The 24456-nt window shown below is 63.8% G+C and carries 27 protein-coding genes and 1 pseudogene; 16 read left to right on the top strand and 12 right to left on the bottom strand.

Annotated elements, in window-relative coordinates; translation table 11 throughout:
- Together cysC and VNQ78_RS04225 are read left to right on the top strand one after the other, a co-directional pair.
- The coding region (gene cysC / locus VNQ78_RS04230) for an adenylyl-sulfate kinase (protein WP_325686919.1) at positions 1–387 on the top strand (387 nt) is incomplete at its 5' end.
- Between the two features lie 299 nt (positions 388–686).
- The gene (locus VNQ78_RS04225; RefSeq protein ID WP_325686917.1) at positions 687–1793 is read left to right on the top strand and encodes an NAD(P)/FAD-dependent oxidoreductase; all 1107 of its coding nucleotides are present in this window, start codon (positions 687–689) and stop codon (positions 1791–1793) included.
- Positions 1794–1818: 25 nt separating this feature from the next.
- Here VNQ78_RS04225 and VNQ78_RS04220 read toward each other — a convergent pair whose 3' ends face one another.
- The gene (locus VNQ78_RS04220; RefSeq protein ID WP_325686915.1) at positions 1819–2106 is read right to left on the bottom strand and encodes a DUF1127 domain-containing protein; all 288 of its coding nucleotides are present in this window, start codon (positions 2104–2106) and stop codon (positions 1819–1821) included.
- 102 nt (positions 2107–2208) lie between these two features.
- On the opposite strand from VNQ78_RS04220, the gene VNQ78_RS04215 reads away from it, so the two are divergent.
- Complete coding sequence (locus VNQ78_RS04215) at positions 2209–3081, top strand: LysR substrate-binding domain-containing protein (protein WP_325686913.1); 873 nt, start codon at positions 2209–2211, stop codon at positions 3079–3081.
- A 77-nt stretch (positions 3082–3158) separates the two neighbouring features.
- On the opposite strand, the gene VNQ78_RS04210 is transcribed toward VNQ78_RS04215, so the two are convergent.
- Positions 3159–3857, bottom strand: coding sequence for a L,D-transpeptidase (locus tag VNQ78_RS04210; RefSeq protein ID WP_414694041.1), 699 nt, complete (start codon positions 3855–3857; stop codon positions 3159–3161).
- A gap of 119 nt (positions 3858–3976) precedes the next feature.
- On the opposite strand from VNQ78_RS04210, the gene VNQ78_RS04205 reads away from it, so the two are divergent.
- The gene (locus VNQ78_RS04205; RefSeq protein WP_325686909.1) at positions 3977–4621 is read left to right on the top strand and encodes a DsbA family protein; all 645 of its coding nucleotides are present in this window, start codon (positions 3977–3979) and stop codon (positions 4619–4621) included.
- Here the strand turns inward: VNQ78_RS04205 and VNQ78_RS04200 are convergent.
- From VNQ78_RS04200 to VNQ78_RS04190, 3 genes are read right to left on the bottom strand one after another with little or no spacing between them, the layout of a single operon-like run.
- Positions 4618–5412, bottom strand: coding sequence for a TlpA disulfide reductase family protein (locus VNQ78_RS04200; protein ID WP_325686907.1), 795 nt, complete (start codon positions 5410–5412; stop codon positions 4618–4620). The two genes, VNQ78_RS04205 and VNQ78_RS04200, sit on opposite strands and share 4 nt — an antisense overlap.
- Complete coding sequence (dsbD, locus tag VNQ78_RS04195; protein ID WP_325686905.1) at positions 5412–7181, bottom strand: protein-disulfide reductase DsbD; 1770 nt, start codon at positions 7179–7181, stop codon at positions 5412–5414. The genes VNQ78_RS04200 and dsbD overlap by 1 nt, the downstream gene beginning before the upstream one ends.
- 19 nt (positions 7182–7200) lie before the next feature.
- Positions 7201–7839: a DsbA family protein gene (locus VNQ78_RS04190; RefSeq protein WP_325686903.1), complete on the bottom strand. Its 639-nt coding sequence runs from the start codon at positions 7837–7839 to the stop codon at positions 7201–7203.
- Positions 7840–7976: 137 nt separating this feature from the next.
- On the opposite strand from VNQ78_RS04190, the gene VNQ78_RS04185 reads away from it, so the two are divergent.
- Positions 7977–8648 carry a response regulator gene (locus VNQ78_RS04185; protein ID WP_325686901.1) on the top strand — a complete coding sequence of 224 codons (672 nt, stop codon included), beginning with the start codon at positions 7977–7979 and terminating at the stop codon, positions 8646–8648.
- Positions 8645–9997 carry an ATP-binding protein gene (locus tag VNQ78_RS04180; protein ID WP_325686899.1) on the top strand — a complete coding sequence of 451 codons (1353 nt, stop codon included), beginning with the start codon at positions 8645–8647 and terminating at the stop codon, positions 9995–9997. Before VNQ78_RS04185 ends, VNQ78_RS04180 begins: the two co-directional genes overlap by 4 nt.
- Before the next feature lie 162 nt (positions 9998–10159).
- On the opposite strand, the gene VNQ78_RS04175 is transcribed toward VNQ78_RS04180, so the two are convergent.
- Genes VNQ78_RS04175 through VNQ78_RS04160 form a run of 4 tightly spaced genes read right to left on the bottom strand, consistent with a single transcriptional unit; the run spans position 10160 to position 13367 of the window.
- On the bottom strand, positions 10160–11116 hold the full coding sequence (locus VNQ78_RS04175; protein ID WP_325686896.1) for an MBL fold metallo-hydrolase: 957 nt from the start codon (positions 11114–11116) through the stop codon (positions 10160–10162).
- The gene (locus VNQ78_RS04170) at positions 11113–12039 is read right to left on the bottom strand and encodes an MBL fold metallo-hydrolase (protein WP_325686894.1); all 927 of its coding nucleotides are present in this window, start codon (positions 12037–12039) and stop codon (positions 11113–11115) included. The genes VNQ78_RS04175 and VNQ78_RS04170 overlap by 4 nt, the downstream gene beginning before the upstream one ends.
- A gap of 42 nt (positions 12040–12081) precedes the next feature.
- The gene (locus tag VNQ78_RS04165) at positions 12082–12633 is read right to left on the bottom strand and encodes a thioredoxin family protein (protein ID WP_325686892.1); all 552 of its coding nucleotides are present in this window, start codon (positions 12631–12633) and stop codon (positions 12082–12084) included.
- A complete protein-coding gene (locus VNQ78_RS04160; RefSeq protein WP_325686925.1) occupies positions 12630–13367 on the bottom strand; it encodes a cytochrome c biogenesis CcdA family protein in 738 nt (245 codons plus the stop codon). Before VNQ78_RS04160 ends, VNQ78_RS04165 begins: the two co-directional genes overlap by 4 nt.
- Positions 13368–13521: 154 nt before the next feature.
- Between VNQ78_RS04160 and VNQ78_RS04155 the strand changes: the two genes are divergently transcribed.
- The gene (locus VNQ78_RS04155) at positions 13522–13923 is read left to right on the top strand and encodes a thioredoxin family protein (protein WP_325686890.1); all 402 of its coding nucleotides are present in this window, start codon (positions 13522–13524) and stop codon (positions 13921–13923) included.
- 35 nt (positions 13924–13958) lie between these two features.
- Positions 13959–14432 carry a DUF302 domain-containing protein gene (locus VNQ78_RS04150; RefSeq protein WP_325686888.1) on the top strand — a complete coding sequence of 158 codons (474 nt, stop codon included), beginning with the start codon at positions 13959–13961 and terminating at the stop codon, positions 14430–14432.
- Between the two features lie 8 nt (positions 14433–14440).
- Here VNQ78_RS04150 and VNQ78_RS04145 read toward each other — a convergent pair whose 3' ends face one another.
- Positions 14441–15487 (bottom strand): YeeE/YedE family protein, encoded by a 1047-nt coding sequence (locus tag VNQ78_RS04145; RefSeq protein ID WP_325686885.1) that lies wholly within the window; start codon positions 15485–15487, stop codon positions 14441–14443.
- A gap of 14 nt (positions 15488–15501) precedes the next feature.
- Positions 15502–15906, bottom strand: coding sequence for a metalloregulator ArsR/SmtB family transcription factor (locus VNQ78_RS04140; protein ID WP_325686883.1), 405 nt, complete (start codon positions 15904–15906; stop codon positions 15502–15504).
- Positions 15907–16059: 153 nt separating this feature from the next.
- On the opposite strand from VNQ78_RS04140, the gene soxX reads away from it, so the two are divergent.
- From soxX to VNQ78_RS04100, 8 genes and pseudogenes are all read left to right on the top strand, one after another.
- Positions 16060–16545, top strand: a complete 486-nt coding sequence (gene soxX / locus VNQ78_RS04135; protein WP_325686881.1) for a sulfur oxidation c-type cytochrome SoxX — start codon at positions 16060–16062, stop codon at positions 16543–16545.
- 58 nt (positions 16546–16603) lie between these two features.
- Positions 16604–17050, top strand: a complete 447-nt coding sequence (gene soxY, locus VNQ78_RS04130; RefSeq protein ID WP_325686879.1) for a thiosulfate oxidation carrier protein SoxY — start codon at positions 16604–16606, stop codon at positions 17048–17050.
- Positions 17051–17072: 22 nt separating this feature from the next.
- The gene (gene soxZ / locus VNQ78_RS04125; RefSeq protein ID WP_325686877.1) at positions 17073–17402 is read left to right on the top strand and encodes a thiosulfate oxidation carrier complex protein SoxZ; all 330 of its coding nucleotides are present in this window, start codon (positions 17073–17075) and stop codon (positions 17400–17402) included.
- An 80-nt stretch (positions 17403–17482) separates the two neighbouring features.
- Positions 17483–18346 carry a sulfur oxidation c-type cytochrome SoxA gene (soxA, locus tag VNQ78_RS04120; RefSeq protein ID WP_325686875.1) on the top strand — a complete coding sequence of 288 codons (864 nt, stop codon included), beginning with the start codon at positions 17483–17485 and terminating at the stop codon, positions 18344–18346.
- 75 nt (positions 18347–18421) lie between these two features.
- Positions 18422–20113, top strand: coding sequence for a thiosulfohydrolase SoxB (gene soxB, locus VNQ78_RS04115; RefSeq protein WP_325686873.1), 1692 nt, complete (start codon positions 18422–18424; stop codon positions 20111–20113).
- Positions 20114–20126: 13 nt separating this feature from the next.
- A complete protein-coding gene (gene soxC, locus VNQ78_RS04110) occupies positions 20127–21398 on the top strand; it encodes a sulfite dehydrogenase (protein WP_325686871.1) in 1272 nt (423 codons plus the stop codon).
- A pseudogene (locus VNQ78_RS04105) lies at positions 21382–22077 on the top strand (c-type cytochrome); the annotation flags it as partial. The gene soxC and the pseudogene VNQ78_RS04105, both read left to right, overlap by 17 nt.
- Before the next feature lie 110 nt (positions 22078–22187).
- A complete protein-coding gene (locus VNQ78_RS04100) occupies positions 22188–22625 on the top strand; it encodes a pseudoazurin (RefSeq protein ID WP_414694040.1) in 438 nt (145 codons plus the stop codon).
- Between the two features lie 79 nt (positions 22626–22704).
- Here VNQ78_RS04100 and VNQ78_RS04095 read toward each other — a convergent pair whose 3' ends face one another.
- The gene (locus tag VNQ78_RS04095; RefSeq protein WP_325686869.1) at positions 22705–24453 is read right to left on the bottom strand and encodes a SulP family inorganic anion transporter; all 1749 of its coding nucleotides are present in this window, start codon (positions 24451–24453) and stop codon (positions 22705–22707) included.
- Positions 24454–24456: the final 3 nt, after the last annotated feature.

The following is a 24456-nucleotide window of genomic DNA, read 5'->3' as shown; positions in this document are numbered from 1 at the left end:
CACGGGCTGAACAAGGATCTGGGCTTTACCGAGACCGACCGGATCGAGAACATCCGCCGCGTGGGCGAGGTCGCCAAGCTGATGACCGATGCGGGGCTGATCGTGATTACGGCCTTCATTTCGCCGTTCCGGTCCGAACGCGACATGGTGCGCGGCATGATGCAACCCGGTGAATTCATCGAGGTCTTCGTCGATACGCCGCTGGAGGAGGCCGAGCGCCGCGACGTGAAGGGGCTTTACGCCAAGGCGCGCGGGGGTCAGCTGAAGAACTTCACCGGCATCGACTCGCCCTATGAGGAGCCGCATTCGCCGGAAATCCGCATCGACACGACGCAGATGAGCGCGGCCGAGGCGGCGGACCTGATCATCGCTCGGCTGATCCCGTAGATTGGCCTGAACCGATGCGGCCGCCCTGTGTCTGGGACCAGATCGTGGATCTGGTTCCAGACACAGGGCGGGCGTTTCGGGTTGCATGGGCCCGAATGCCAGCCTGAATATCTGGGTGCTTCATCGCAGCGATTTTGTGCCGCATCACCTCGGCCCGCGGCATCGATGCGTCCAACTGCGTCGGAATCCGCTTGCATCGACACACCCGGCCGCTGGGACCACTGGCCCCACCGAAAGCCTTTGGATCGGCCATGAAAATCCTTAGGTTGACCGAGGCACGAACTGCTCCGGGAACCAGAATGGAAGAGGTTGATTGCGTGGTGATCGGCGCAGGGGTTGTCGGACTTTCCGCGGCCCGTGCGCTTGCCGTCTCCGGCCGCGAAGTGCTTGTGCTCGAGGCGGCCGGGGCCATCGGCACCGGCACCTCCTCGCGCAATAGCGAGGTCATCCACGCCGGCATCTACTATCCGCGCGGCAGCCTGATGGCCCGGGCCTGCGTGGAGGGGCGGCGCAGCCTCTATGAGTATTGTTCCGCCCGCGGGATCAATGTCCGGCGCTGCGGCAAGATCATCGTGGCTACCGATGCATCAGAGGCGGAACAACTGACCGCGATACGGGTCCGGGCAGAGGCGAACGGCGTCGAGAACATCCGCATGCTTGCCTCGCGCGAGTTGAGGGAGATGGAGCCCGCGCTCGACTGTGTCGCGGGGCTGCTCTCGCCCGAGACCGGGATAGTCGACAGCCATGGGTTCATGCTGGCGCTTCGGGGTGATGCCGAGGCGCATGGCGCGGTATTCGCCTTTCACAGCCCGGTCCGATCCGGTCGGATAACCCCTGCCGGGATCGAGCTGGATGTCGGGGGCGTCGAGCCCATGACCCTGAGGACGCGCTCGGTCGTCAATGCCGCGGGACTTTTCGCCCCGGAACTGGCCGGCACCCTTGCAGGGCTGGAACCCGCGCATGTGCCACGCGCCTTTTTCGCCAAGGGTCACTATTTTCTCTTGCGGGGACGGTCGCCGTTTTCGCGGCTGATCTATCCGGTCCCGGTTCCCGGCGGCCTTGGCGTGCATCTGACGCTGGATCTGGGTGGACAGGCGAAGTTCGGTCCCGATGTAAGCTGGATCGAAAGCCCAGATTACAGCTTTGATCCGGGGCGCGAGGACAGCTTTTATCGCGCCATTCGCCGCTATTGGCCCGATCTGGCTGATGGCGCGCTGGAGCCGGGCTATACCGGCATCCGCCCCAAGATCGTCCCGCAAGGGGCACCCGCGCAGGATTTCGTGGTGCAGGGGGCCGAGACCCATGGCGTGCCCGGGCTGGTGAACCTCTTTGGCATCGAAAGTCCGGGCCTGACCTCGTCGCTTTTCCTCGGGGATCTGGTGGCAGAGCGGCTGCCGGCAGCGTGAAATCCACGTCGGGTGCGTCCCCTCGCTAGCCAAGGGGGCGCTTGCGCCGCGCAAGGGCCCGCTCAGCCAGCGCCTGTGATGCGTTAGCGTGAAGCGGCAGGCGGGTCGCGTCCTCCACCTCTGCCCGTGTCACACCGATATCCTCCAGAATATTGTCGTCCAGCCGAAGCAGGTTCAGGAACGCGGCCCGCCTGACCTTGTTGCGGCGATAGAGTTCAAACCGGCCTCGCAGCCGCAATATCAGCGCCCGTGCCGCTGTCCTTATCGACCGGTCCGGCGCGGATGAGTTCATGACGCAGGTTTCCTCAGTCATTGCCACCTCCATTGCTGGCCAACAGGGTGACACGCCGAAATTCGTCAATACAGCGCATAGATTTCATGGTATCGTTAAGCGAAATTGAACACTGGTGGCGCCATGCAACCCCAACAGCATACCCTTCTGGAAACCGACCTTCTGAACACGTTTGTCACGATCTCGGAAACCGGGAATTTCACCGCAGCGGCCAAGCGCGTGTTCAGGACGCCTTCGGCGGTCAGCATGCAGATCAAGCGCCTTGAGGATTTGCTGGGCCGGGCCTTGTTCATCAGGCATCCGCGGCATGTGGCCCTGACCGCAGATGGCGAGGCATTCCTCGTGCATGCCAAGGACATGCTGCGGATCAATGACGAAGCATTGTCCCGCTTTCGCGTGCCTCAGCTTGAGGGCCGGATCCGGTTCGGCGCGCCCGACGATTTCGGAGTGCGCTATCTGCCTGCGATCCTGTCCCGCTTTGCCTCCACCCATCCTCTCGTCGAGGTCGAGGTCTTTCTGTCGACGAGCGTTGGGCTGTCCAGGAAATTCGAGGCCGGCGAGGTCGACATGATCCTGACCGTCTCGGCACAGTCCGCCCCTTCGACGGGCCAATTGATTCATTCAGAACCGCTCGCCTGGGTCGGCGCCCGTGAGGGTGCCGCCTTCGCCAGAACGCCGGTGCCACTTGCCCTGTCCACTCATGGCTGCCCGTGGCGGGCCGCAGCCCTTGCCGCGCTTGACCGGAGCGGGCGCCCCTACCGCATCGCCTATACGTCCGAGACGGGCATGGGCCAGCTGGCTGCCGTCATGGCCGATCTGGCAATCGCACCTCTGCCCGTCAGCCTGGTGAATGAGCAGCATCGCAAACTGACCGAGAAGGACGGCTTTGGCGAGATCGGATCCTATCAGCTACGGCTGCAGAAAATCCCCGAGATAGGATCGGCCGGGCTGGCATTCGCGGAACATGTGCGCGAGAGCTTTGGCAAGTCCCTGTGATCGCGACCGGTCAAGCCACCCGAAGCTATGAGTTCGGCGGGGGAGAGCCTCTTGCTCCCCCCCATGGAACCGGGATTTCAGAAAATCGTAACCTGCGTGCCAATCTCGGCCACGGCGTAAAGTTGCGCGATATGTTCGTTGTAAAGCCCATAGCAACCGCTCGACGACTTGCGACCGATTTTGCGCGTGTCATGGGTGCCGTGGATCAAATAGGCGGGCCATGAAAGGTAAAGCGCATGGATTCCCAGTGGATTGTCGGGGCTGCCGCCTGCGACCCTTTGCGGCAAGGTCGGATCGCGCTCGCGCATGCTGGGGGTCGGGGTCCAGGACGGGCTTTGCGCCTTGCGCACCACCTCGGTCTTGCCGCGCTTCGTAAGCTCCTCGGAAACGGGGATCGAGCAGGGGAAAAGCAGATAAGTGCTCTCATCGGCCGACCAGAAATGCAGCGCGCGCGATGCGACATCGGCCAGGATCACGCCCTTGCCAAGGCTGGGGTAGAAGTCGCTCCAATGCCGCGCCCGGAATGAGGACTGGTTGCGGCGCGTGTCCTGTGTCGGATCGATCTGGTAGAGGCCCAGATCCGGCGCTTGCCCGGCGCTGGCCGTGCCATAGACGATTCGCCCCGTCGTCGGGTCGACAGTCTGGGCCGATGCAAGCCGCGGCAACGCAAATCCTGCGGCCAGCATCCCGCCCAGAAACACGCGCCTGTTGGCGCCCAGGCCGATGCGATTGTCTTTGCGGGATCGGCGCGGGCCGTGACGAACAGGTTGGTCCATTTGAATTACTCCAGTCATTCCGGGCGATATGCCCGTGCCCGACCCGATGCCCCACCCGGCTTAAGCCCAGCTTAAGGCGTGCCGCCTAGTGCCGGGTCTGCACCACCAAAGAGGGAAGCATGGCATCGCGCAGCGCAAACACACCAAACCGTCGGCATTTCCTGCGGATCGGGCTGACCACGGGCATCGCCTTGATGACCGGATTGCCTGCAACAGCGCAGGAGAACGAGATGCCCGCCCAGCTGCGGCAAGCCCTCGAGCGTGAGGAGTTGGGCGCGGTTCTGGGAAATCCCTCGGGCGATATCACCCTGACCGAGTTTTTCGACTATAACTGCCCGCATTGCCGCAGCATGGTCGGTGACCTGCATCAGGTTATCGCGGGTGATCCGAACCTGCGCGTGGTGCTGCGGGAATGGCCGGTCTTCGGGGCGGGTTCGCTTTACTGCGCGCGCGCATCGCTGGCCTCGCTGCGGCAGGGCCGGTTCTGGCAATTCCACACGGCGCTTCTGGGCATCGAGGGTGCGGCGGATGACAAAAGCGCGATGCGCGTTGCCGCCGAAGTCGGTCTGGACATCCCGCGATTGCGCGCCGACATGGAGGATGTCGCGATCGCCCGGCAGATCGAGCATTCCTGGCTGCTCGCCGAGCAGATGGGCCTTGTCGGCACCCCCAGCCTGATCGTCGGCAATTTCGGCGGCTTCGGCAGGCAATCGCGGGATCAGATGCACGAAATGATCGCCGAGGCGCGTCGCAGCCGCGCCTAGCGCAGATCCTCGATCCCGGACAGCAGCCGCGCGCGGGAAATCTCTCCCATATGCCCCGCGCGCAGCTTGCCGTCGCGGCCGATGAACAGGGTCGCGGGCAGGCCCATCGCCTGGAAATGCGCCATCATCTGCATCCCGGGATCCTGCAAGGCCGAAATCGCGATGCCTTCCTGCGCAAGATAGCGGCGGATCACCTCGGCCCCCTCTCCCTGATTGACGAACAGGATCGGGACTTCGGTTTCCCGCGCCGCCACCTCGGCCATCATGGGCATCTCGCGGCGGCAAGGCGGACACCAGCTGGCCCAGAGATTGATGACCGCTGGCCCATCCGACCAGTCGGACGAAGAAGCATGGCTGCCGTCGAGCCGCGTCAGTAGAATCGTGGCAGGCAGGTCGATATTCCCGCTGCGTGCCAGTTGGTCCACGAGGTTCCATGCCGTCGCGGCACAGGCCACGGTCGCCAGCGCCGGCAGCCAGAGCGGCTGCCTGCGCCGCAGGTGCCAAAGGCTGGCCAGCAACCCGCCTACGGCTGCGCCCCAGCCATCGAACCCGCCCTGCCAGAAGGCGAGGATCGTCCATGGCGCGCCGGCAAAGCCGGACCAGTTCAGCGCGACGAAGGTGATGCGACCCAGCAGTGCCGCCATCACCAGCACGGATAGAAGCCAGGCGTTCAACTCTGCTCCCACGCGGCGCGCCAGCAACCCGGCGACCAGCAGAGCGACCAGGATCGCCGCAAGCACCGGGGCGCGTTCGGCGGAAAGGACCAGCGGCCCCAGCGACAGGCCGCCCATCAATCACCACCCTTTGCGCCGGCAGTTGCATTGACCAGTTGGGCGGCGTTGATGCTGCCGATCAACCGGCTGCCTTCGACCTCGCGACCCATGGCGTCCAGAAAGATCATCGTTGGCGGGCCGGCCGCCCCCAGTTGCCGCATCAGTGCCTGCCTTTGGTCGTCGTTCCTGGACACATCGGCTTTGAGCAAGCGGACCCCTTGCAGCGCCTCGATCACGCTCGGGTCGGCAAGGACGCGGCGCTCGATCCCCTTGCAGGTCACGCACCAATCGGCTGTGACATAGATCATGCTGGGCCGGGCGGCGCCGCCAAGCGACTGCTGCATCCAAGACGGGTCCGAGATCGTCTCGAAGGCCAGCGCGGGGGCGCCGTCTCTTGCGCCCGCCGCGACCAACGGGGCAAGGGGACGCAGCGGCTCGGTCGCGCCAAGGGCTGCGCCGATGCCCATGACCGCCCCGCCCATCAGGGCGATGAGGCCTGCAGCACGGCCCAGCTGCCGCGCATTGGTTGCCGGGACCGCGCGGTCCAGAGCCCCCAGAAACACGCCGCAACCGACCATGAGCATCGCCCAAAGCAGCAGGACCAGCGGCCCCGGCAATAGCCTGCCCGCCAGCCAGATCGCCAAGCCCAGAAACACCACGCCGAAGACCTGCCGGATGCGCTGCATCCACGCGCCCGCACGCGGCAGGATACCTGCGCCGAATGTCCCCGCCACGAAAAGCAGTGCGCCTTGCCCCAGACCCAGCGCGAAAAGCGCCGCCGCACCCAGAGCCGCGTCACCGGTCTGGGCGATATAGAGCAGCGCCCCCGCAAGCGGGGCGGTCACGCAAGGCCCGGCGATCAGTGCCGAGGTAAAGCCCAGCGTCGCTGCCCCGATGACCGAGCCGCGGCGACCCGCTCTGCCCGACAGCCGGGCGGTCAAAGCGGCGGGCAATTGCAGCTCGAAGAGGCCAAAGCTCGACAGGGCCAGCGCCGCGAAAAGCAGCGCGACGGCGCCAACGGCCCAGGCCGATTGCAGCACCATTTGCAGGTTCTGTCCCGACCAGCCGGCCACCGCGCCCATCAGGGCAAAGGCTGCGGCCATCGACAGCACATAGATGCCCGACAGCTGCGCGCCCCGCGCTGGGGTCAGTGCCTCGCCCTGCCGCGCCAGCATCCCGGCGAGGATGGGGATCATCGGAAACACGCAGGGCGTCAGCGCCAGCGCCAGCCCAAAGCCGAAAAACGCCAGCAGAACCAGCGCCGTGCCGCCCCGCTGCGCCAGCCCCGAAATCAGACCGTCCTGCATCGAGAACTGCGGCGCTGCAGGCCGGTCAGGCGCGGGTCGCGCAAGCGCAGGCAGCTCCAGATCGCTGGTGACAGGGGCATAGCAAATGCCGTCCTCCTGACAGCCTTGCCATGTCACCTGCACCTTGCCGCCTGCCCGGGGCAGGATCGCCGAGGCCTCGTCATAATAGACCTCGACCGTGCCGAAATTCGGGTCGTCCTTGATCTTGCCAGCCGGGGTTTCAAGCGCGAGCGCGCGACCTGCCCCATCGGTTGCGGCGATATGCTCGCGATAGAGGTAATAGCCCGGCGCGATCTTCCAGCCGATCTCGGCGCGCCCATCCTTGACCGCGTGCAGTTCGATCCTGAACGCCTCGCGCGGGTCCATCGGGCGGTTGCCCTGATCCGAAAAGCTGAATTCTTGCGCGCTGGTCTGCCCAATCGGACCGGCCAGCGCAAAATGGATTGCCAGAAAAGCGATACGCAGAAGCAGTTTGGTCATGTGAAATCCGCGACGGCCCTCAGCCTTCGGCCAGAGTGGCGCGTCCGCGCGACACAAGCCCGCGCAATTCCGAAAGCGACTGCTTGCCGAACAGCCCCTCGTCCCCGGCGACGAAGGTGGGCGTGCCCATCAGGCCCATATGCTCGGCCAGCATCATCGACTGGTCGATATGGGACAGCACCTCCGGGGATTCCATGTCGGCATGCAACCGGTCCAGATCCAGCCCGACCTGCTTAGCGACAGCCGTGGCCGAGATCTGATCCGCCTTGCCGTCGATCCCCAGAAGCGCGGTATGGAACTGCCAGTATTTCCGCTGCTTCAACGCGGCGAGCGAAGCCTTGGCCGAGAACACCGATCCTTCGCCAAAGACCGGCCATTCGCGAAACACCACGCGCAGCGACTTGTCCTGCGAGATCAACCTGTGGACATCCCCGACCGAGGTTCGGCAATGCGGGCAGTTATAGTCGAAGAACTCGGTCAGTGTGATATCGCCAGCGGCATTGCCCAGAACAGGGGCGTTCGGGGCGCGCTCCAGCGCCTTGCGCAATTCGTCGGGCATGGGATTGTCACGCGCGACGGCGGGCAATGCGCCTGTGGCAAAGGCCCCGGCCACCAGCAGCCCGCCCTTGATAAGATTGCGTCTGTCGATCTGCTGCATGTCGGAATCCTTTCATTCTCTGTCGGCCGCGCACCGAAATTTGTCCGGTCCGGCGTGGCCCGTTTCGCGGGTCTGCCTTAAGCCAGCCTTAAGGCGGGCGGGCTATGCGCCCTGCAACTGGTTTACGGGTGGGTTTGATGCGCGTTCTGATTGTGGAAGATGACGACATCCTGCGGGATGGGTTGGCAGTCGGCCTGCGCCTTGCCGGATTTTCGCCCGATGCGGTGGAAAACTGTGCCGATGCGGCGGTCGCGCTGGCGGCGGGCGATTTTCAGGTGATGGTGCTGGACCTGATGTTGCCCGACGGTTCGGGCCTCGACCTGTTGCGGCGGTTGCGGACGGATGGCGTGTCCTTACCCGTGCTGGTCCTGACCGCGCGCGACCGGCTTGAGGATCGGGTCGCGGGCCTTGATGCCGGGGCCGACGACTATCTCGGCAAACCCTTCGAGCTTGAGGAACTGGCCGCAAGGCTGCGCGCGCTTCTGCGCCGCTTTCAGGGACGGACGGAAGGTGTGCTGCAATGGAACGGCCTGCAGTTGGATCCGGCCCGGATGCGCGGCACGCGCGGCGCCGAGGAGATCGCCTTTTCCAATCGTGAGTTCACCATCCTGCACGCGCTGATGGAACGCCCCGGCGCCGTCATGGCCAAGACCGCGCTGGAGGAACGGCTTTACGGCTGGCAAGAGGATGTCGAAAGCAACACGGTCGAGGTGCATGTCCACAAGCTGCGCAGCAAGCTTGGTCCCGATTTCATCACGACGGTGCGCGGCGTCGGCTACCGGCTCGCCGACGAGAGAGTGACGGCATGAGGTCGATCCGCACCCGCCTTTTCGTGATCCTGCTCGCGGCGACCGGGCTGGTCTGGCTGTCCGCCGTGATCTGGATCCAGCATTCGACCGAAACGCAGGTGGGGCAGGTTCTGGACCGGCGACTTGAGGAATCGGCCCGCATGGTCGCCTCGTTGATCGGGCGCAATCAGGGTGTCGTGACGCCGCACACGGCGGATATGGTCGGCGATGCCCCGGCCTTGGACGGAGGGCATGATTATGCCCGCCAGCTGATTTGTCAGGTCTGGGGCTTTGACGGCAAGCTGCGCAGCGCCTCGCAGGGGGCCCCTCAGGGCCAGCTTGCCGAGGGCGGCTCGGGCTTCAGCGAGCGTGCGGTGAACGGCGAGGTCTGGCGCGTCTACAGCCATGTGGACAAAGACCTTGGCATCCGGGTCATGGTGGGAGATTCCCTGCGGGTGCGGGACATGCTGGTCAATGATGTCGCGCTGGGGCTGATCGCACCTGCGGTTCTGATCCTGCCCGTCCTCGCGCTGCTGATCTGGTGGGCGGTGGCGCGTGGCCTGCGCCCGGTTGAGCAGCTGGCCGCCACGCTGGCGCAGCGTCCCGCGACCGATCTTGGCGCGCTGGACGAAATCGACGTCCCGACCGAGTTGCGGACGATGACCAGCGCGTTGAACGGTCTCTTCCGCCGTGTCGATCAGGCGCGCGACCGCGAGCGCAACTTTACCGCCTTTGCCGCGCATGAGCTGAAGACGCCCCTGGCCGGGCTGAAGATGCAGGCGCAGATCGCCGCCATCGCGCCCGATGATGCGACGCGGGACAAGGCGTTGGGGCAGATTGCGGCCGCCGTGAACCGAAGCGACCGGCTGGTCGGTCAGTTGCTGGCCATGACCGCGGCGGAAAGCGCGACGGTCCCCGAGCTTCCCGCGCAGGACGGCGCCCGGGTGCTGGCCGACGTGGCCGAGGCGATGGCCCCCTTGGCGATGTCGCGCGGGGTGCGTCTTTCCATCCGGTCCGGGGCAGGGATTTGGCGCACCGATCACGTCGCCCTGCTGACCGCTGCGCTGCGAAATCTGCTGGAAAACGCGATCCTCGCCTCGCCGCCCGATACCGAGGTCGAGGCGACGTTGCATCGAAACGGTGGGCGGATCGTGGTCGAGGTGCTTGATCGCGGTCGCGGCATTGCCGAGACCGACCGACCGCATGTGACCGACCGGTTCTATCGCGGGGCGGCCAGCCCTTCGGGCGGCGGCAGTGGGTTGGGCCTCGCCATCGTCGCCGCCGCGATGGAGCGCATGGAGGGCGAATTGACTCTGTCCCCGCGCGAGGGCGGGGGCGAGAGGGCCAGATTGTCGTTCCCGGCAACTTAGCCCGCTACCTTGGACCGGAGCGCCCCGGCGAAGGAATCGCGTTCGTCGATCACCCGATCATGCGCCTGCGCCCCTTGCGCATTGGTGAGACGCGTTACTGAAATCTGGAGTCTGAAAGGAACCGGCGTCCGACAAATCTCCGGTGACCGGCCATCCGCATAATCATTCGAATTCCATTTCGGAAAACACCACTCCCGCGTTCTTCGTGGCCAGTTCGTCGAACGTGTCCATCCATCTCCATTCGGATTGATCCACGTAATAGGCCTGCGACAAATCGCCCCCGTTTTCCAGATGCTCGGCGATCTTGGCGCGCAGATCCTTGAGGTAATCAACGGTCGCGTGCCGCACGGTCTCCAGATCGGTCGGGGAACCGTGACCGGGAACGATGATCGCGGGCTCCAGTGGTGCCAGCCTGGTCTCGAAGGTTTCGATCCAGCACAGGGTGCAGGTTCCTTCGAATATGGGTGGCATCCGCTCGGAAAAGGCGATGTCGCCGGCGATCAGCACCTTGCTGTCAGCCAGCCAGACCTGAGTGTCGCCGGGAGAATGGGCGGGACCAAGGTGCAGCACCTCGATCCGGGTGTCACCCATCTGGATCTCTCTTTGGTCAGTGAACGTCTCGGTGGGTTCGACGATGGTGGTGCCATCCGCGTTTTCCCCGGCATAGGCCCGCAATGCCTCAAGCCCGCGAGGCCCTTCCGTGTCGATGAAGTCCGCGACCGCGTCTTCGTGGGCCAGAATGGGCACGCCCTGGGCAGCCCAGTAGCTGTTGCCAAGCATCGAATGGCCCTGGCCGTTTTCATTGATGACCAGCCTGACAGGCTGGTCGGTAACTCTGAGGATCTCCTGATGCAGCGCCTCGGCCAGCTTCCATGACGCGCCCCCGTTTACAACGGCCACTCCGTCCGAGGTCACAATGAAGGACAGGTTGTTGTTATGGCCCGCATTCTCGAAGCTGGGCGGCTGGGTTGCGCCGATGGCGCTATAGACCCCATCGGCCACCTTGACCGGCGCGCTGTAGAGGACCGAACCGGGATAGGCGTCCGCGACATCCCCCGCCCAGGCGCCGGAGGCGGCACCTGCGATCAAGACGGCGGCAAGTCCATGCCGCGCGGTCATGCCCGGACCTCGAAGGCGTAGGCCTCGCCCGCGCGGCGGACCTTGCCGATCCCGCCCTGGGGCAGGTGATAGCCAAGGATGGTCCAGCCCTCATCCGCCAGACGCGCCAGCATGGCCTGCCGCGTCCTCGCGGCAAGCGCGGGGTCGTGGTCTGTCATCGCGCCGAGATCGGGCCGCGCGAAGCCGGTCAGCATCGTGACGAAATCGCCGGTCACGAAGAGGCCGTCGCCCGGAGTGCCGATCGAGAAGGACATATGGCCGGGCGTGTGGCCGGGCGTCATGATCGCACGGATGCCGGGCAGGACTTCGGCCCCATCCTCGAAGCGTTCGATCCGCTCGCCAAGCGCGGTCAGGCGGCGCATTGCTCCGGCCGCGAAGGACTGGCGGTCCTCGCCAATGGTGCCGATCGTGGCGGGGTCGGTCCAGTAGTCGAACTCGACCCGGCCCATCCTGTGGGTGGCTTCGGAGAACAGCGGCTCGTCGAAATCATCCAGCACGCCCCAGAGGTGATCGGGATGGCCATGGGTAAAGATCACGTCCGTCACATCCTCGGGCGCGACCTCGACGGCGGCCAGGGCATCGATCAGAGTCCCCGCCGTCGGCACGAAATCAGGGCCCGAGCCTACGTCGAACAGGACCACCCGGTCGCCCTGCCGCAGCAGCGTGACATTCAGCGGGCTGCGCATCACGGCCAGCGGATCGATGTCGAGGCTGCGCAGCAGCCCGTCCCGCTCGGCCTCGGGGATCATCGAAAACGCAAAGTCAGGCGGGAACTCGATATGGCCGTCTGATACGCTGTCGACGCGCAGATCGCCCGCAGTCATCGTGGTCACGGCCCAGCCACGCAGCGGCGCAAGCGGCAAAGCCGCTGCCGAGATCAATGCGGCGGTGCGGGTCAGAAAATGGCGACGGGCCACATGCATGGCGGTTCCTCCCTGTTAGGTATCATGGCGGGTCTGGCGGATTTATCGGGACAGCACGCCCCGGATGTCGCGCCCTGTTTCGGGGCCACCTGCCGAGGCCCATTCGAGAACCTTCAGCGTATCGTCGACGTCCATGACGCCCGGTATCACCGCCATGGCAGCGCGGGCCGCGTCGGCATCGGGCGGCAAGTCCGAGGGCAGCAGGATCAGCGCAGGCGTCAGCGCCACGCCCCATTTTGCCGCGGCACGCTTTTCGCTCAGAACCTCGCCATCCAGGTCGGTCAGTTCGGTCCCGTCGAACAGATTGATCTGCACCACGTCGAAATCCTTGCGGATCAGATGGTCGATGCGTGGGTCGGTCAGGACGTCGTTATGCAAACGGGCGCAATAGATGCAGCCCCGCTGCTCGACGATCAGCAGCAAGTGACGGCCGGCAGCCGCCGCCTCCTGATTGTCCTCTGCCAGAACCTTGAAACTGGTCTTCAGCCAATCCGGCTTGTGCAATCCGTCGTCGCCGATGGGCACCGGGTCCGCAAAGACCGGATAGGCCAGAAGCGGCAGCAGAAAGCCGAGGGCAAGGCGAAGGCGTGTCATTGCGTCGTTGCACTCCAATCCATGTTGTCCAGCATGACGGCTGCAATCCGGTTCACCCCGTCCGTGGCGATCAGCACCGCGAAGAGGATCAGCATCACCCCCATGACCCGCTCGACCATGCCAAGCATCCGCTGACGGCGCGCGACCCAGGCCATGAAGGGACGCGCGAAGAACGAGATGAGGACAAAGGGAAACGTCATCGCCAGCCCATAGACCAGCAGCAGTGTCGCCCCCTGCCAAAGGCTGTCTTGCGCCGAGGCCAGGAATAAAATTGCCGCAAGCGCCGGTCCGGCACAGGGCGTCCATCCGAACCCGAAGGCCAGGCCCATTGTATAGGCACCTGCCAATGTCGCCGGATCGGCCGAGGATTCCATCCTCGCCTGTCGATAGAGAAACGGGATGCGAATGACGCCCAGGAAATGCAGACCGAACAACGCCAGAATCGCCGCGGCGACCCAAGACAGCTCGCTCCGCCATCGGGAAAAGACCGATCCCAGGGCCGTGGCGCCGAGGCCAAGCATCACGAAGATCGTCGTGACGCCCAGTGAGAACGCGATCGCTCCCAACACCAGTCGCCGTTGTGCATGGGGGTCCATGTCTCGCGATCCGCGCAGTTCGCCGATCGAGATCCCCGCCAGATAGCACAGGTAGAACGGCACCATCGGCAGAATGCACGGCGACAGGAACGATAGAAGTCCAGCAAGGGCAGCGCCGCCAAACGAGATTTCGGGCATCGGCAAGCCTCCAGCCGGACCAGACAGTCGAGAGATCCCTTTCTCCAGACTTGCCATGAGAATTATATCATCATATTGGAATACGTATTGCTGTCCGTCAATGCGGTTCGTCATGGTCCTCAAGCTGCAACCGGCTCGTTCCTGCCTTTCCGCCATGGTCGCGGTGCTGGTGATGTTGTGGATAAGCGCCACTGTCGCCGCCGCCGCGCAGTTCCAGCTTCTGATGTTTGAACGCGACGGATGCAGCTATTGCCGGCAGTGGAACGAGGAGATCGGCCCGGCCTATCCCAAGACAGCAGAGGGCCGGGCCGCCCCGCTGCATCGGCTGGACATCAAGGATCCTCTTCCGTTGGGGATAACGTTGACCGGGCGGCAGCCGGCCTTCACACCCACCTTCGTGCTGCTGTCCGAGGGAACCGAGGTCGGGCGCATCGAAGGCTATGCCGGGGACGAATTCTTCTGGGTTTTGCTGGATCAGATGCTGCAAGATGCCGGCTGGTCGGCTGCTGAACCCGCCCCAAGCCTCACACCCGGTTCCGCGGCGCCCGGCCCTTGACCATCACGCCACACCAAAGCAGGAGCAATAATCTCATGACCAGAACAGCAATTTTCAAGACGGGCTGTGCGCTTTTGGCTTTCTCTCTGGCGGTGGGGCAGGCGGTCGCGCAGGATGCGGTCGCGCCGATCGCGCCTTATACCCGGACCGTCGAAGGATCATTCGAGGATATCACCTTCGCAGTCGAACAGACCATCACGAATGAAGGGCTGGTGATCGACTTGACCAGCCATGTCGGCGACATGCTGGCGCGCACCAAGGAAGACGTGGGTGGCACCAGAGATCTGTTCGCGCATGCCGATATTTTCAGCTTCTGCTCGGCCCGGCTCTCGCGCCAGGTGATGGAGGCCGACCCGACCAACGTCCAGTACTGCCCCTACGCCATCTTCGTCTACGAAACGGCAGACATGCCGGGGCAGGTCGTCGTTGGTCACCGCAGCTATCCGGGTGAAACCATGATGCCGGTCAATGAGATGCTGACCCGCTTGGTCGATACAGCCACCGAGTAAGCGACCCGCTAGATGTCTTCTGGCAGCAGCAGCCGCTGGAGGCCGACCCAGGCTCCGGCGGCAATGGCCAGCAGCGTTACCGGCCCGGACCAGGCCAGCAGGGCAGTGGCCGTCAGGCCCTGGCCGATGGTGCATCCCATTGCAATGACACCGCCGATCCCCATGAAGATCGCGCCGCCCAGTTGGCGACCCAGTTCCCGCGGGTCGTCGCAAGCCTCCCAGCGGAAGCTGCGCCGCCACAGGGATCCCGCGACCGCGCCGGCAAGCGTGCCAAAGACAAGGCCAACGGAAAAGGAAGGCAGAGTCCCCGTCGCCGTCATCAGATACAGGATCGTCCGGCCCACCGGGGCGGTAAAGGACGGTCCTTCGATCGGGATGCCGTCCAGACTGCGATCCGCCACGAAGGTCGTGCCGATCAGCGCAAGGGTCACCGAAAGGCCGACGCCCGCCGCACAGATGATCGTGACGATCGAGCCGCGCACCTGCGCATGTCGCAGGCCCATGGCGATCAGGACCAGCCCCAAAGCGGCCGCGATCCAGTTCGGGTCCAGATGAAGAAGTCCACCGATGTTGTCACTTATGCCAAAGCCGCCCAACGCCTCGGTCTGGGGGAAGATGGATATGCGCAGCGGTGCCAGCGGCCCGGCGAGCGTCGCGTAGGTCGAGATCCCCAGAACCACCACAATCAGGACCGAGCGGATGTCGCCGTCGCCCGCGCGAAGCAAAGCTCCAAAGCCGCAGTTTCCCGCCATGGCCATTCCGTAGCCGAACAGCAAGCCGCCGGCGACGCTGGCCACCGGGTTCCAGGCAATCGCATAGTAATAGGTGCGGCCTATGTCGATCAGGCCGGCGGCCTCGGCCAGATGCGTGGAAAGCACCGCTACACCAAGCGCGAGGCTCCAGATATGGACGCGGCGATAATCGCGGCCGATCACGGCCAGTTCAAGTGCGCCGAGCGTGCAGAAATCGCCCAATCTGGCGCATAGCCCCAGAAGGACGCCAGCCCCCAAGCCGACAGCTCCGGCTTGCACCCCGGCTGCGACGTCGGCACTCATCTCCGGGCCGATCACTAGGCAGGCCGATCTTGGCTATTGCCGAAAATCCGGGCGTAGCACATCAGCAATTCGCCTATCCGGGGATCGCGCAGGGAGTAATAGATGGTCTTGCCATCCCTGCGCGCCGTCACCAGTCCCTCGATCCGCAGGCGGGCCAATTGCTGGCTGACCGCTGACTGGCGCGCGTCCAGCATCCCCTCCAGTTCCCCGACGCTTCTTTCACCCTGGGCGAGGTGGCACAGGATCAGCAGGCGCCCTTCATGACCCAGGGTCTTGAAGATATTTGCGGCTTCTTCGATCGCTGCCGAACGTGCCGCGGGATCTGCTTGCGCTGTGGGAATATCCAGACCTGCCGGGCTCATGCGGCCGAACAGTAACGCGCCGAGGCTGAACCGGGCAATCCCTTCCGAGCCGCTCATGGTCACTCCTTCTGATCAGACAGGCCCGGTTGAGGCATTCTAGAAACATTCATGTATTGCAATATAAGCATTGCTTCCTCGAGCATAAACCCTAAAGTGATCGAAGCGTGAGTCGCAAGTGAGAGTGGCTTTCGCACCTTTGGGGGAGGACATATGCAGCATATCTTTGTGCTTACTGTCGTCATGGCACAGCTTGGAGCGGCGGCAGCAGTGGCGGCAGAGGTCACGCCCGCGCATGTCGCCTGGGCAGAGGATGGCTCGATCGAACAATCCCTGACCGGAACCCCCGGCAACCCCGATGAGGGCAGGGTCGTCATGACGACAAATGCCCTGGGCAATTGCGTTGCCTGCCATGCCATTGCGGCAATGCCGGACGTGCCCTTCCAGGGCAATATCGGCCCGCAGCTTGATGGTGCAGCAGACCGTTGGACCGAGGCACAGTTGCGCGGGATCGTGGTCGACGCAAAGCACACGTTCCCGGATTCTTTCATGCCCGGAATGTATAAGGTGGGCCCTTTCATCCGACCGGGGGTCGCCTATACGGCAAAGGCTCCCGAGAGGCCCGAAGATATCAAGCCAATCCTTTCAGCCCAACAGGTTGAGGATGTCGTCGCCTATCTGATGACGCTGAGCGAATGAACCGGGGATGCCCCGGCTTGGGGGCGTTCCAATCGCGACAAGAAAAAGGAAGAAAACCATGCTCATTTCACGACGCGGGGTCTTGTCTGCAGGTGCGGGACTGGCTGCATTTGCCCTGCTGCCCGTCGCCGTGCGGGCCCAGGGTGCGGCTGCCGCTCCAACCCAGACCGCCGATGAGGTCATCGCCGAATTCACCGGCGGTGCCGAAGTGGTCGATGGAGACGGGGTGAAGCTGACTGCTCCCGAGATCGCCGAGAACGGCAACACGGTCCCGATCTCGGTCGAGGCGCCCGGCGCGTCCGAAATAATGGTGCTGGCCGTGGAGAACCCGACCCCCGGAGTCGCCAAGTTCGTCTTTGGTCCGCTTGCCGCGACGCAGGCTGCTGCAACGCGTATCCGCCTTGCCAAGACCCAGGACGTGGTGGCGATCGCCAAGATGGCGGACGGCAGCTTCGTGCGGACGGCCTCCAACGTGAAAGTTACCATCGGCGGTTGCGGCGGCTGAGTCAGGCAGAAGGAATAGCAATATGGCAGACAACGTCAAACCACGCGTTCGCGTCCCCAAAACCGCCTCGAAGGACGAGGTCATCACGATCAAGACGCTGATCTCGCACCCGATGGAATCCGGTCAGCGCAAGGACAAGGACGGCAATATCGTTCCGCGGTCGATCATCAACCGCTTCACGGCAGAGTTCAACGGACAGCTGGTGATCGACGCCACGCTGGAGCCGGCGATCAGCACCAATCCCTATCTGGAATTTGATGCCAAGGTGCCGGAGACCGGTGAGTTCAAGTTCACATGGTATGACGACGACGGCTCGGTCTACGAGGATGCCCACAAGGTGGAAGTGTCCTGAAATCAGGGTTCCAAGCCGGTCGTGACCGCAGCCATCGAGAGTGGCGCGGCATGACACCGCCAGGGAGGAGAGACGGCAAGATGAAGCTGCAATTTACTGTAACGGCCGCGGCGGCTCTCGCAGCGATCCTTGCCCTGAGCGTGGCCCAGGCTGATCCGGTCGAAGACGACCAGCTCGTGATCAACGGGGAAGAGGAGCTGGCGACCCAGGCGCCTGCGCCGGACCATCTGCAGGGTGCTTTGGGCGAAACGGTCTATTCGGGCTGGTTGTTTCGCGACACCGAGACGCGCGCCATGCAAAAGGACGATTTCGACAATCCGATGTTCCTTTTTGTCGACGCCGGCCTCGAGGCCTGGGACAAGCAGGAAGGAACCGCCGGCAAGTCCTGTGCCGATTGTCACAACGACATCGGGGAGAGCATGAGGGGCGTGCGCGCCCAGATGCCCAAGGTGAACGACAAGGGCGAGCTTTGGTCGTTGGAAAACTACGTCAACGACTGCCGCACCAACCGGATGGGTGCCGAGGCCTGGGGCTGGAACAGTCAGGACATGAAGAACATGACGGCGGCGATCGGCGTGCAATCGCGAGGCATGCCCGTCGCGGTCAAGATCGACGGCCCGGCCGCGCCCTTCTGGGAAAAGGGCAAGGAGATGTATTACACGCGCTATGGTCAGCTGGAGATGTCCTGCGCCAATTGTCACGAAGACAATTTTGGCAAAAACATCCGCTCGGATCACCTGAGCCAGGGGCAGATCAACGGCTTTCCGCTCTATCGTCTCAAGGATCAGGGAGCGGTTTCCGCGCATCAACGTTTCGTGGGCTGCATCCGCGACACGCGCGGCGTTCCCTTCGAACCCGGCGGTCTCGAATTCCGTGAGCTGGAACTTTACGTGGCCTCGCGCGGGAACGGGCTGGCCGTCGAAACCCCCGCTGTCCGCCACTGATCTGGTCGCGGCATGACGCCGCGGCCGATCCTGCATGTCTAACATGTGAAATTATTCGAATACGATGAGGTGACTGTGGCTTCGCGCAGGGAATTTCTACAGGCCGGTCTGGCCACATCGGCAATCCTTGCCGGATTGGGCATGTCGAACTGGTCGCGGGCGCTGGCGCAGCAGGCGTTGACGCAAGACCAGCTGCTGCAATTTGATGATTTCGGAAACGTGACGCTGATCCACGTCACAGATGCGCATGCCCATCTGCGGCCCGTCTGGTTTCGCGAGCCCGACACCAATATCGGCGTGGGCGCGGCCGCCGGGCGCGTCCCGCATGTCGTAGGCGAAACCTTCCAGAAGATGTTCGGCATCGCGCCGGGCAGCCCCGAAGCCTATGCGCTGACCTATCCCGATTTCGAGGCCCTGGCCAAGACGTATGGCCGGATGGGCGGGTTTGACCGCATCGCCACCATCGTGAAGGCGATCCGTGGCAACCGCCCGGATGCGATCCTGCTGGATGGCGGGGATACATGGCACGGCAGCTATACCAGCCTCAAGACCAAGGGCGAGGATATGGTCCGGGTGCAGAACCTGCTGGGCATCGAAGCCATGTCCAGCCATTGGGAGTTCACCTTCGGGACCGAACGGGTCAAGGAGCTGATCGAGCAGTGCAATTTCCCCTTCCTTGGCGCCAATATCTATGACGTCGAATGGGATGAGCCAGCGTTCGAGCCCTATAAGATCATCCAGAAGGGCGATCTGGCCGTCGGCGTGATCGGGCAGGCTTTCCCCTACCTGCCCATTGCCAACCCGAAATGGATGTTCCCCGAATACAGCTTCGGCATCCGCGAGGAGCGCATGCAGCAGGTCGTGGACGAGCTGCGCGGCCAGAACGTCGATCTGGTCGTCTGCCTGTCGCATAACGGCTTTGACGTCGATCACAAGATGGCTGGTCGGGTGAAGGGTATCGACGTGATCCTGTCGGGCCATACCCACGATGCAATCCCCGAGCCGGTGCTGGTGGGCGAGACGATCATCGTCGCTTCGGGCAGCCATGGCAAATTCGTCAGCCGCGTCGATCTGGACGTCCAGGGCGGTCGCATGACGGGTTTCCGTCACAAGCTGATCCCGGTCTTTGCCGACGTCATCGCCCCCGATCCCGACATGTCGTCGCTGATCAAGGAGGTCCGCGCGCCCTTCCAGGCGGATCTGGACACCGTGATCGGTCAGACCGACAAGCTTCTCTATCGGCGCGGAAACTTCAACGGCACCTGGGACGATCTGATCTGCCGCGCCGTTCTGGAGGAGCGCGATGCCGAGATTGCCCTCTCGCCGGGGGTGCGATGGGGCGCCTCGGTCCTGCCGGGCGACATCACCCGCGAGGATATTCATTCGGTCACCTCGATGACCTACGGGCAATGCTATCGCACCGAGATGACCGGCGAAACGTTGAAAACGGTCATGGAGGATGTGGCCGATAACATCTTCAACGAAGATCCCTATTACCAGCAGGGTGGAGACATGGTCCGCGTCGGCGGGCTGGCCTATACCATCGACCCGAAAGCAAAGATGGGCAGCCGCATCACCGACCTGCGGCTGATCGCCGAGGATGCGCCGATTGATCCCTCCCGCAGTTATGTGGTCGGCGGCTGGGCCTCGGTCAACGAAGGCACCGAGGGGCCGCAGATCTGGGATCTGGTCGAGGAGCATATCCGCCAGGGCGGAGGTGCGCGGCAGGATGCGCCAGTGTCAAATATTACCGTCAAAGGACTATGAAGGAGGTCGTAGCATGACCCTCAGATCGGGAACGACCAGCCGCCGGGCGTTTATACGCGCCGGACTGGCCGCCAGCGCAGCTTTGCCGGCAGCCGTCAGTGCAGCGCGCGGGCAGGGGGCACCTGACCCGTTGATCACCGAAGTGCAGGACTGGGCCCGCTATAGCGGTGACGGGGTGGACGCCACGCCCTATGGACTGCCCATTCATTTCGAATCCGATGTGATCCGCCGGAATGTGCCCTGGCTGACGGCCGATACGATCAGTTCGATCAACTTCACGCCAATCCACCGGCTGGACGGCACGATCACCCCGGCCGGCTGTGCGTTCGAGCGTCATCATTCGGGCGCGATCGAACTGGCCAAGCCGGATTACCGCCTGATGATCAACGGGCTGGTAGAGCGCGAACTGGTCTTCACCTATGATGATCTGGAGCGCTTTCCCCGCAGCCAGGGGGTCTATTTCTGCGAATGCGCGGCCAATACCGGCATGGAATGGGCGGGCGCGCAGTTGAACGGATCCCAGTTCACGCACGGCATGATCCACAACATGGAATATGTCGGGATTCCGCTGAAGACGCTATTGGCCGAGGTTGGCGTCAAACCCGAGGGCAAGTGGATCTATGTCGAGGGTGCCGACGCCTCGTCGAACGGCCGCTCGATCCCGATCGAGAAGGCGATGGATGACGTGATGGTCGCCTTCAAGGCCAATGGCGAGGCCTTGCGCAAGGAACATGGTTATCCCGCGCGCCTGGTCGTTCCGGGCTGGGAGGGCAACCTCTGGGTCAAGTGGCTCCGCCGCATCGAAGTGACTGCGGGTCCGGTCGAAAGTCGCGAGGAAACCTCGAAATATACCGACACCCTCGCCAACGGGATCTCGCGTAAATGGACCTGGGTCATGGACGCCAAATCGGTCGTGACCGCGCCCAGCCCGCAGGTTGGCATCAAGCATGGTCCCGGTCCGCTGGTCATTACCGGCCTCGCATGGTCCGGGCGCGGGGCAATCACGCGGGTGGACGTGTCGGTGGACGGCGGCAAGAACTGGACAACAGCGCGGCTGGCCCAGCCGGGTGTGCCCAGGGCGATGACACGCTTCTATCTGGACCACGTTTGGGACGGCGAGGAAATGCTGGTGCAATCGCGCGCCATGGACGAAACCGGCTATGTGCAGCCGACCAAGAACGCACTGCGCGAGATCCGGGGCGAGAACTCGGTTTACCATAACAACGGCATCCAGACCTGGTGGATCAAGAAAGACGGAAGCGCAGAAAATGTCGAAATCTCGTAAAGCTGCCGCGCTGCTGATCCTCATGGCCGCTGGCTCCGCCAATGCGGAGACTCCGACCGCGCCGTCTGACGCCACACCCGCTGTGGTCCAGCCCGTCGGACTGGGTCGGCCTGCTCTGCCCGAGGAAGTCGCGGCATGGAACCTCGATGTCAGCCCCGACGGCACCGGCCTGCCAAAAGGGTCGGGAGGAGTCACGGCCGGCGAGGAGATTTATCTGGAGCATTGCGCCGCTTGCCATGGCGACTTCACCGAGGGCCTCGACAACTGGCCCTCGCTGTCGGGGGGTGAAGGCACGCTTGACCGCGAAGACCCCGAAAAGACCATCGGCAGCTATTGGCCCCATCTGTCCACCGTCTGGGACTATGTCCACCGCTCGATGCCCTTCGGGAACGCGCAGGTTCTGACCGCCGACGATGTCTATGCGATCACGGCCTATCTGCTCTATTCCAACGGCCTCGTGGAAGACGACTTCGTCCTGTCGGACGAGAACTTCACGGAAGTCCAGCTGCCCAATGCCGACGGCTTTATCCAGGATGATCGGGCCAAGACCGAATATCCCATCTTTTCGACCGAGCCTTGCATGGAAAACTGCAAGGAGAGTGTCGAAATCACCATGCATGCCTCGGTGCTGGATGTAACGCCCGGGAGCGAGGGCGATGCGGCGCAGGATGCTCCCGCCGGTGCCAGCGTCGACTGAGACACAAAGCCAGCCACGCCCGGGCCTCGCGGCTCGGGCAGGATCCGCGATCACGCGGATTTCGCCATAACGATCACCAGACAGGAAGAACCATGAACTATCTCTCATGCCTCGCCATTCCGGCGACCCTTTTTGCCATGGCCGGAGCAGGCCTGGCTGCCGATCATCAGGTCCACATGCTGAACAAGGGCGAGGGCGGGGCGATGATTTTCGAGCCGGCCTATATCCGTGCCGAACCGGGCGATACGGTGACCTTCGTGCCCACGGACAAAAGCCATAACGTCGAATCCATCGCCGAAATCCTGCCCGAGGGTGTCGAGAAGTTCAAAAGCAAGGTGAATCAGGAATTCACCCTGACGGTAACCGAACCGGGCCTTTACGGCGTCAAATGCACCCCGCATTTCGCGATGGGCATGGTGGGCCTGATCCAGGTCGGCGAGGCACCTGAGAACCTCGAATCCGCCAAGTCTGCCAAGATGTCGAAAAAGGCGCGCGAGCGGATGGACGAGGCTATCGCCTTGATCGAATAGGCGTTTCAACGACGCAATGGACAGAAGAAAGGTCGGGCGAGGAGTGATCGCCCGGCCTTTTCTCATGTCTCGGCGGTGGTTACCCGGAGACGCCGCGAAGGCTTGTCAGGTGCGTGGGCTCATTCTCCTGCGGGGCAAGTGCCTGAACCGCCTGATAATGCGACAGGTGAACCTGTCCCGTCAGGTGGTGGAGGAAATCGCTGCGCTCCAGACGGTCCATGACCGGGCCTTTCACTTCGGAAAGGTGCAGGGCGATGCCCGCGTCGGACAGGCGGTGCATGACCAGCTCAAGGCTTTCAAGCGCACTTGCGTCGATGCTGTTGACGGCGGCGCAGTTCAGGACCACGTGGCGCAGTTGCGGGTGCGTGGCGACCTCCTGCTGGATGACGTTCTCGATCGCGCGGGCATTGGCGAAGAACAGGCTTTCGTCGATGCGCAGGCCCAGCACCTCGGGAGTGCAGATCACGCGGTGGCGAAGCACGTTGCGGAAATGCTGGGTGCCGGGCACCTGACCGATCACCGCCACATGCGGTCGCGAACTGGCCCACAGATGCAGCAGCACCGATACCGCGACGCCTGCCATGATCCCGGTCTCGACGCCGTCCAGCAGCGTCACCGCCAGCGTGGAGGCAAGCGCAACGAAGTCCGAGCGGGAGTATTTCCAGGTGCGCCGCAAAGCGCCGAAATCGGCCAGACTCAGCACGGCGGTTATGATGGTTGCCGCCAGCACCGCGATGGGCAGGTGATAAAGCAGCGGCGTCAGGAACAGCGAGGCCAGGGCAATGCCGATGGCGGTGAAGGCCCCCGCGGCAGGCGTGCGGGCGCCTGCGTCGAAATTGACGACCGAGCGTGCAAAACCGCCAGTAACGGGATAGCCCGAGGAAAAGGCCGCAGCGAGGTTGGCCATGCCAAGGCCGATCAACTCCTGATTGGGGCTGATCGACTGACGGCGCTTGGCGGCCAGCGTCTGCGCGACCGACACGGATTCCACGAAACCGATCAGCGCGATCAGAAAGGCCGCGGGCAGCAGCGTGATCCAGAGCCCGGGGTCGAAGCCCGGCAGAGAGAGCGGCGGCAACCCCTGCGGCACCTGTCCCACCACGGCCACCTCCAGATCCAGAAGGAGGACAGAGGCGATAGATGCCGCGACCACCAGAACGGGCCCGGTACGCGCCAGCATTGCGGCCGCAGAGAGGGGCACGCCCAACCGGATGAGCGTTGGCTTCAGATAGCGGCGTGACCAGAACAGGAAGGCCGTCGCCAGCGCCCCGACCGCCAGCGTCGGCCAATGAGTCTGAGACAGGTTTCCGAACAGCGAGGCGAGCATCGCGGGCAGGGTGCCACCATCGGCCTTGATCCCCAGCACATGCTTCAGCTGTCCCGTGGCGATCAGCAGGCTGGAGGCCGTGATGAAGCCGGAAATGACCGGATGGGAAAGCAGGTTTGCCACGAAGCCGAGCCGAAAGATCCCCATTCCGACCAGGATCAACCCCGACAGGAGCGCAAGCGCCAGCGCCGCCGCCAGATATTCGGGGCTGCCGGGCGACGCGACACCAGATGCGGCCGTAGCCGTCAGCAGCGAAACCACTGCGACAGGGCCGACGGACAGGGTGCGGCTGCTGCCGAAAAGCGCATAAACCGCCAGCGGCAGGATCGACGCATAGAGGCCGATCACGGGCGGCAGGCCGGCCAGCATGGCATAGGCCAGCGATTGCGGGATCAGCATGATCGTGACGATCAGGGCTGCCATCCCATCGCCGACGAGGTCGTGCCGGTCATAGGCACGACCCCATTGCAGGACCGGCAGAAAGCGGGCCAGCCTGTTCATGGC

The sequence above is a fragment of the Paracoccus sp. (in: a-proteobacteria) genome (assembly GCF_035556475.1).
Classification (GTDB): Bacteria; Pseudomonadota; Alphaproteobacteria; order Rhodobacterales; family Rhodobacteraceae; genus Paracoccus.
Note: the sequence above shows the minus strand (reverse complement) of the source record. Positions and strands in the feature narration are given on the sequence as shown.

Excerpts from the sequence above, each read along its gene's own strand:
- VNQ78_RS04210 (WP_414694041.1), bottom strand. The coding sequence starts at position 3,857 with ATGGACCAACCTGTTCGTCACGGCCCGCGCCGATCCCGCAAAGACAAT.
- soxZ (WP_325686877.1), top strand. The coding sequence starts at position 17,073 with ATGGCAGACAACGTCAAACCACGCGTTCGCGTCCCCAAAACCGCCTCG.
- VNQ78_RS04160 (WP_325686925.1), bottom strand. The coding sequence starts at position 13,367 with ATGCCCGAAATCTCGTTTGGCGGCGCTGCCCTTGCTGGACTTCTATCG.
- VNQ78_RS04150 (WP_325686888.1), top strand. The coding sequence starts at position 13,959 with ATGACCAGAACAGCAATTTTCAAGACGGGCTGTGCGCTTTTGGCTTTC.
- VNQ78_RS04175 (WP_325686896.1), bottom strand. The coding sequence starts at position 11,116 with ATGACCGCGCGGCATGGACTTGCCGCCGTCTTGATCGCAGGTGCCGCC.
- VNQ78_RS04225 (WP_325686917.1), top strand. The coding sequence starts at position 687 with ATGGAAGAGGTTGATTGCGTGGTGATCGGCGCAGGGGTTGTCGGACTT.
- VNQ78_RS04185 (WP_325686901.1), top strand. The coding sequence starts at position 7,977 with ATGCGCGTTCTGATTGTGGAAGATGACGACATCCTGCGGGATGGGTTG.
- VNQ78_RS04180 (WP_325686899.1), top strand. The coding sequence starts at position 8,645 with ATGAGGTCGATCCGCACCCGCCTTTTCGTGATCCTGCTCGCGGCGACC.
- VNQ78_RS04200 (WP_325686907.1), bottom strand. The coding sequence starts at position 5,412 with ATGGGCGGCCTGTCGCTGGGGCCGCTGGTCCTTTCCGCCGAACGCGCC.
- VNQ78_RS04220 (WP_325686915.1), bottom strand. The coding sequence starts at position 2,106 with ATGACTGAGGAAACCTGCGTCATGAACTCATCCGCGCCGGACCGGTCG.
- VNQ78_RS04165 (WP_325686892.1), bottom strand. The coding sequence starts at position 12,633 with ATGACACGCCTTCGCCTTGCCCTCGGCTTTCTGCTGCCGCTTCTGGCC.
- soxX (WP_325686881.1), top strand. The coding sequence starts at position 16,060 with ATGCAGCATATCTTTGTGCTTACTGTCGTCATGGCACAGCTTGGAGCG.
- VNQ78_RS04145 (WP_325686885.1), bottom strand. The coding sequence starts at position 15,487 with ATGAGTGCCGACGTCGCAGCCGGGGTGCAAGCCGGAGCTGTCGGCTTG.
- VNQ78_RS04215 (WP_325686913.1), top strand. The coding sequence starts at position 2,209 with ATGCAACCCCAACAGCATACCCTTCTGGAAACCGACCTTCTGAACACG.
- soxA (WP_325686875.1), top strand. The coding sequence starts at position 17,483 with ATGAAGCTGCAATTTACTGTAACGGCCGCGGCGGCTCTCGCAGCGATC.
- VNQ78_RS04170 (WP_325686894.1), bottom strand. The coding sequence starts at position 12,039 with ATGCATGTGGCCCGTCGCCATTTTCTGACCCGCACCGCCGCATTGATC.
- VNQ78_RS04140 (WP_325686883.1), bottom strand. The coding sequence starts at position 15,906 with ATGAGCGGCTCGGAAGGGATTGCCCGGTTCAGCCTCGGCGCGTTACTG.
- VNQ78_RS04205 (WP_325686909.1), top strand. The coding sequence starts at position 3,977 with ATGGCATCGCGCAGCGCAAACACACCAAACCGTCGGCATTTCCTGCGG.
- soxC (WP_325686871.1), top strand. The coding sequence starts at position 20,127 with ATGACCCTCAGATCGGGAACGACCAGCCGCCGGGCGTTTATACGCGCC.
- dsbD (WP_325686905.1), bottom strand. The coding sequence starts at position 7,181 with ATGACCAAACTGCTTCTGCGTATCGCTTTTCTGGCAATCCATTTTGCG.
- soxY (WP_325686879.1), top strand. The coding sequence starts at position 16,604 with ATGCTCATTTCACGACGCGGGGTCTTGTCTGCAGGTGCGGGACTGGCT.
- VNQ78_RS04190 (WP_325686903.1), bottom strand. The coding sequence starts at position 7,839 with ATGCAGCAGATCGACAGACGCAATCTTATCAAGGGCGGGCTGCTGGTG.
- VNQ78_RS04100 (WP_414694040.1), top strand. The coding sequence starts at position 22,188 with ATGAACTATCTCTCATGCCTCGCCATTCCGGCGACCCTTTTTGCCATG.
- VNQ78_RS04095 (WP_325686869.1), bottom strand. The coding sequence starts at position 24,453 with ATGAACAGGCTGGCCCGCTTTCTGCCGGTCCTGCAATGGGGTCGTGCC.
- VNQ78_RS04155 (WP_325686890.1), top strand. The coding sequence starts at position 13,522 with ATGGTCGCGGTGCTGGTGATGTTGTGGATAAGCGCCACTGTCGCCGCC.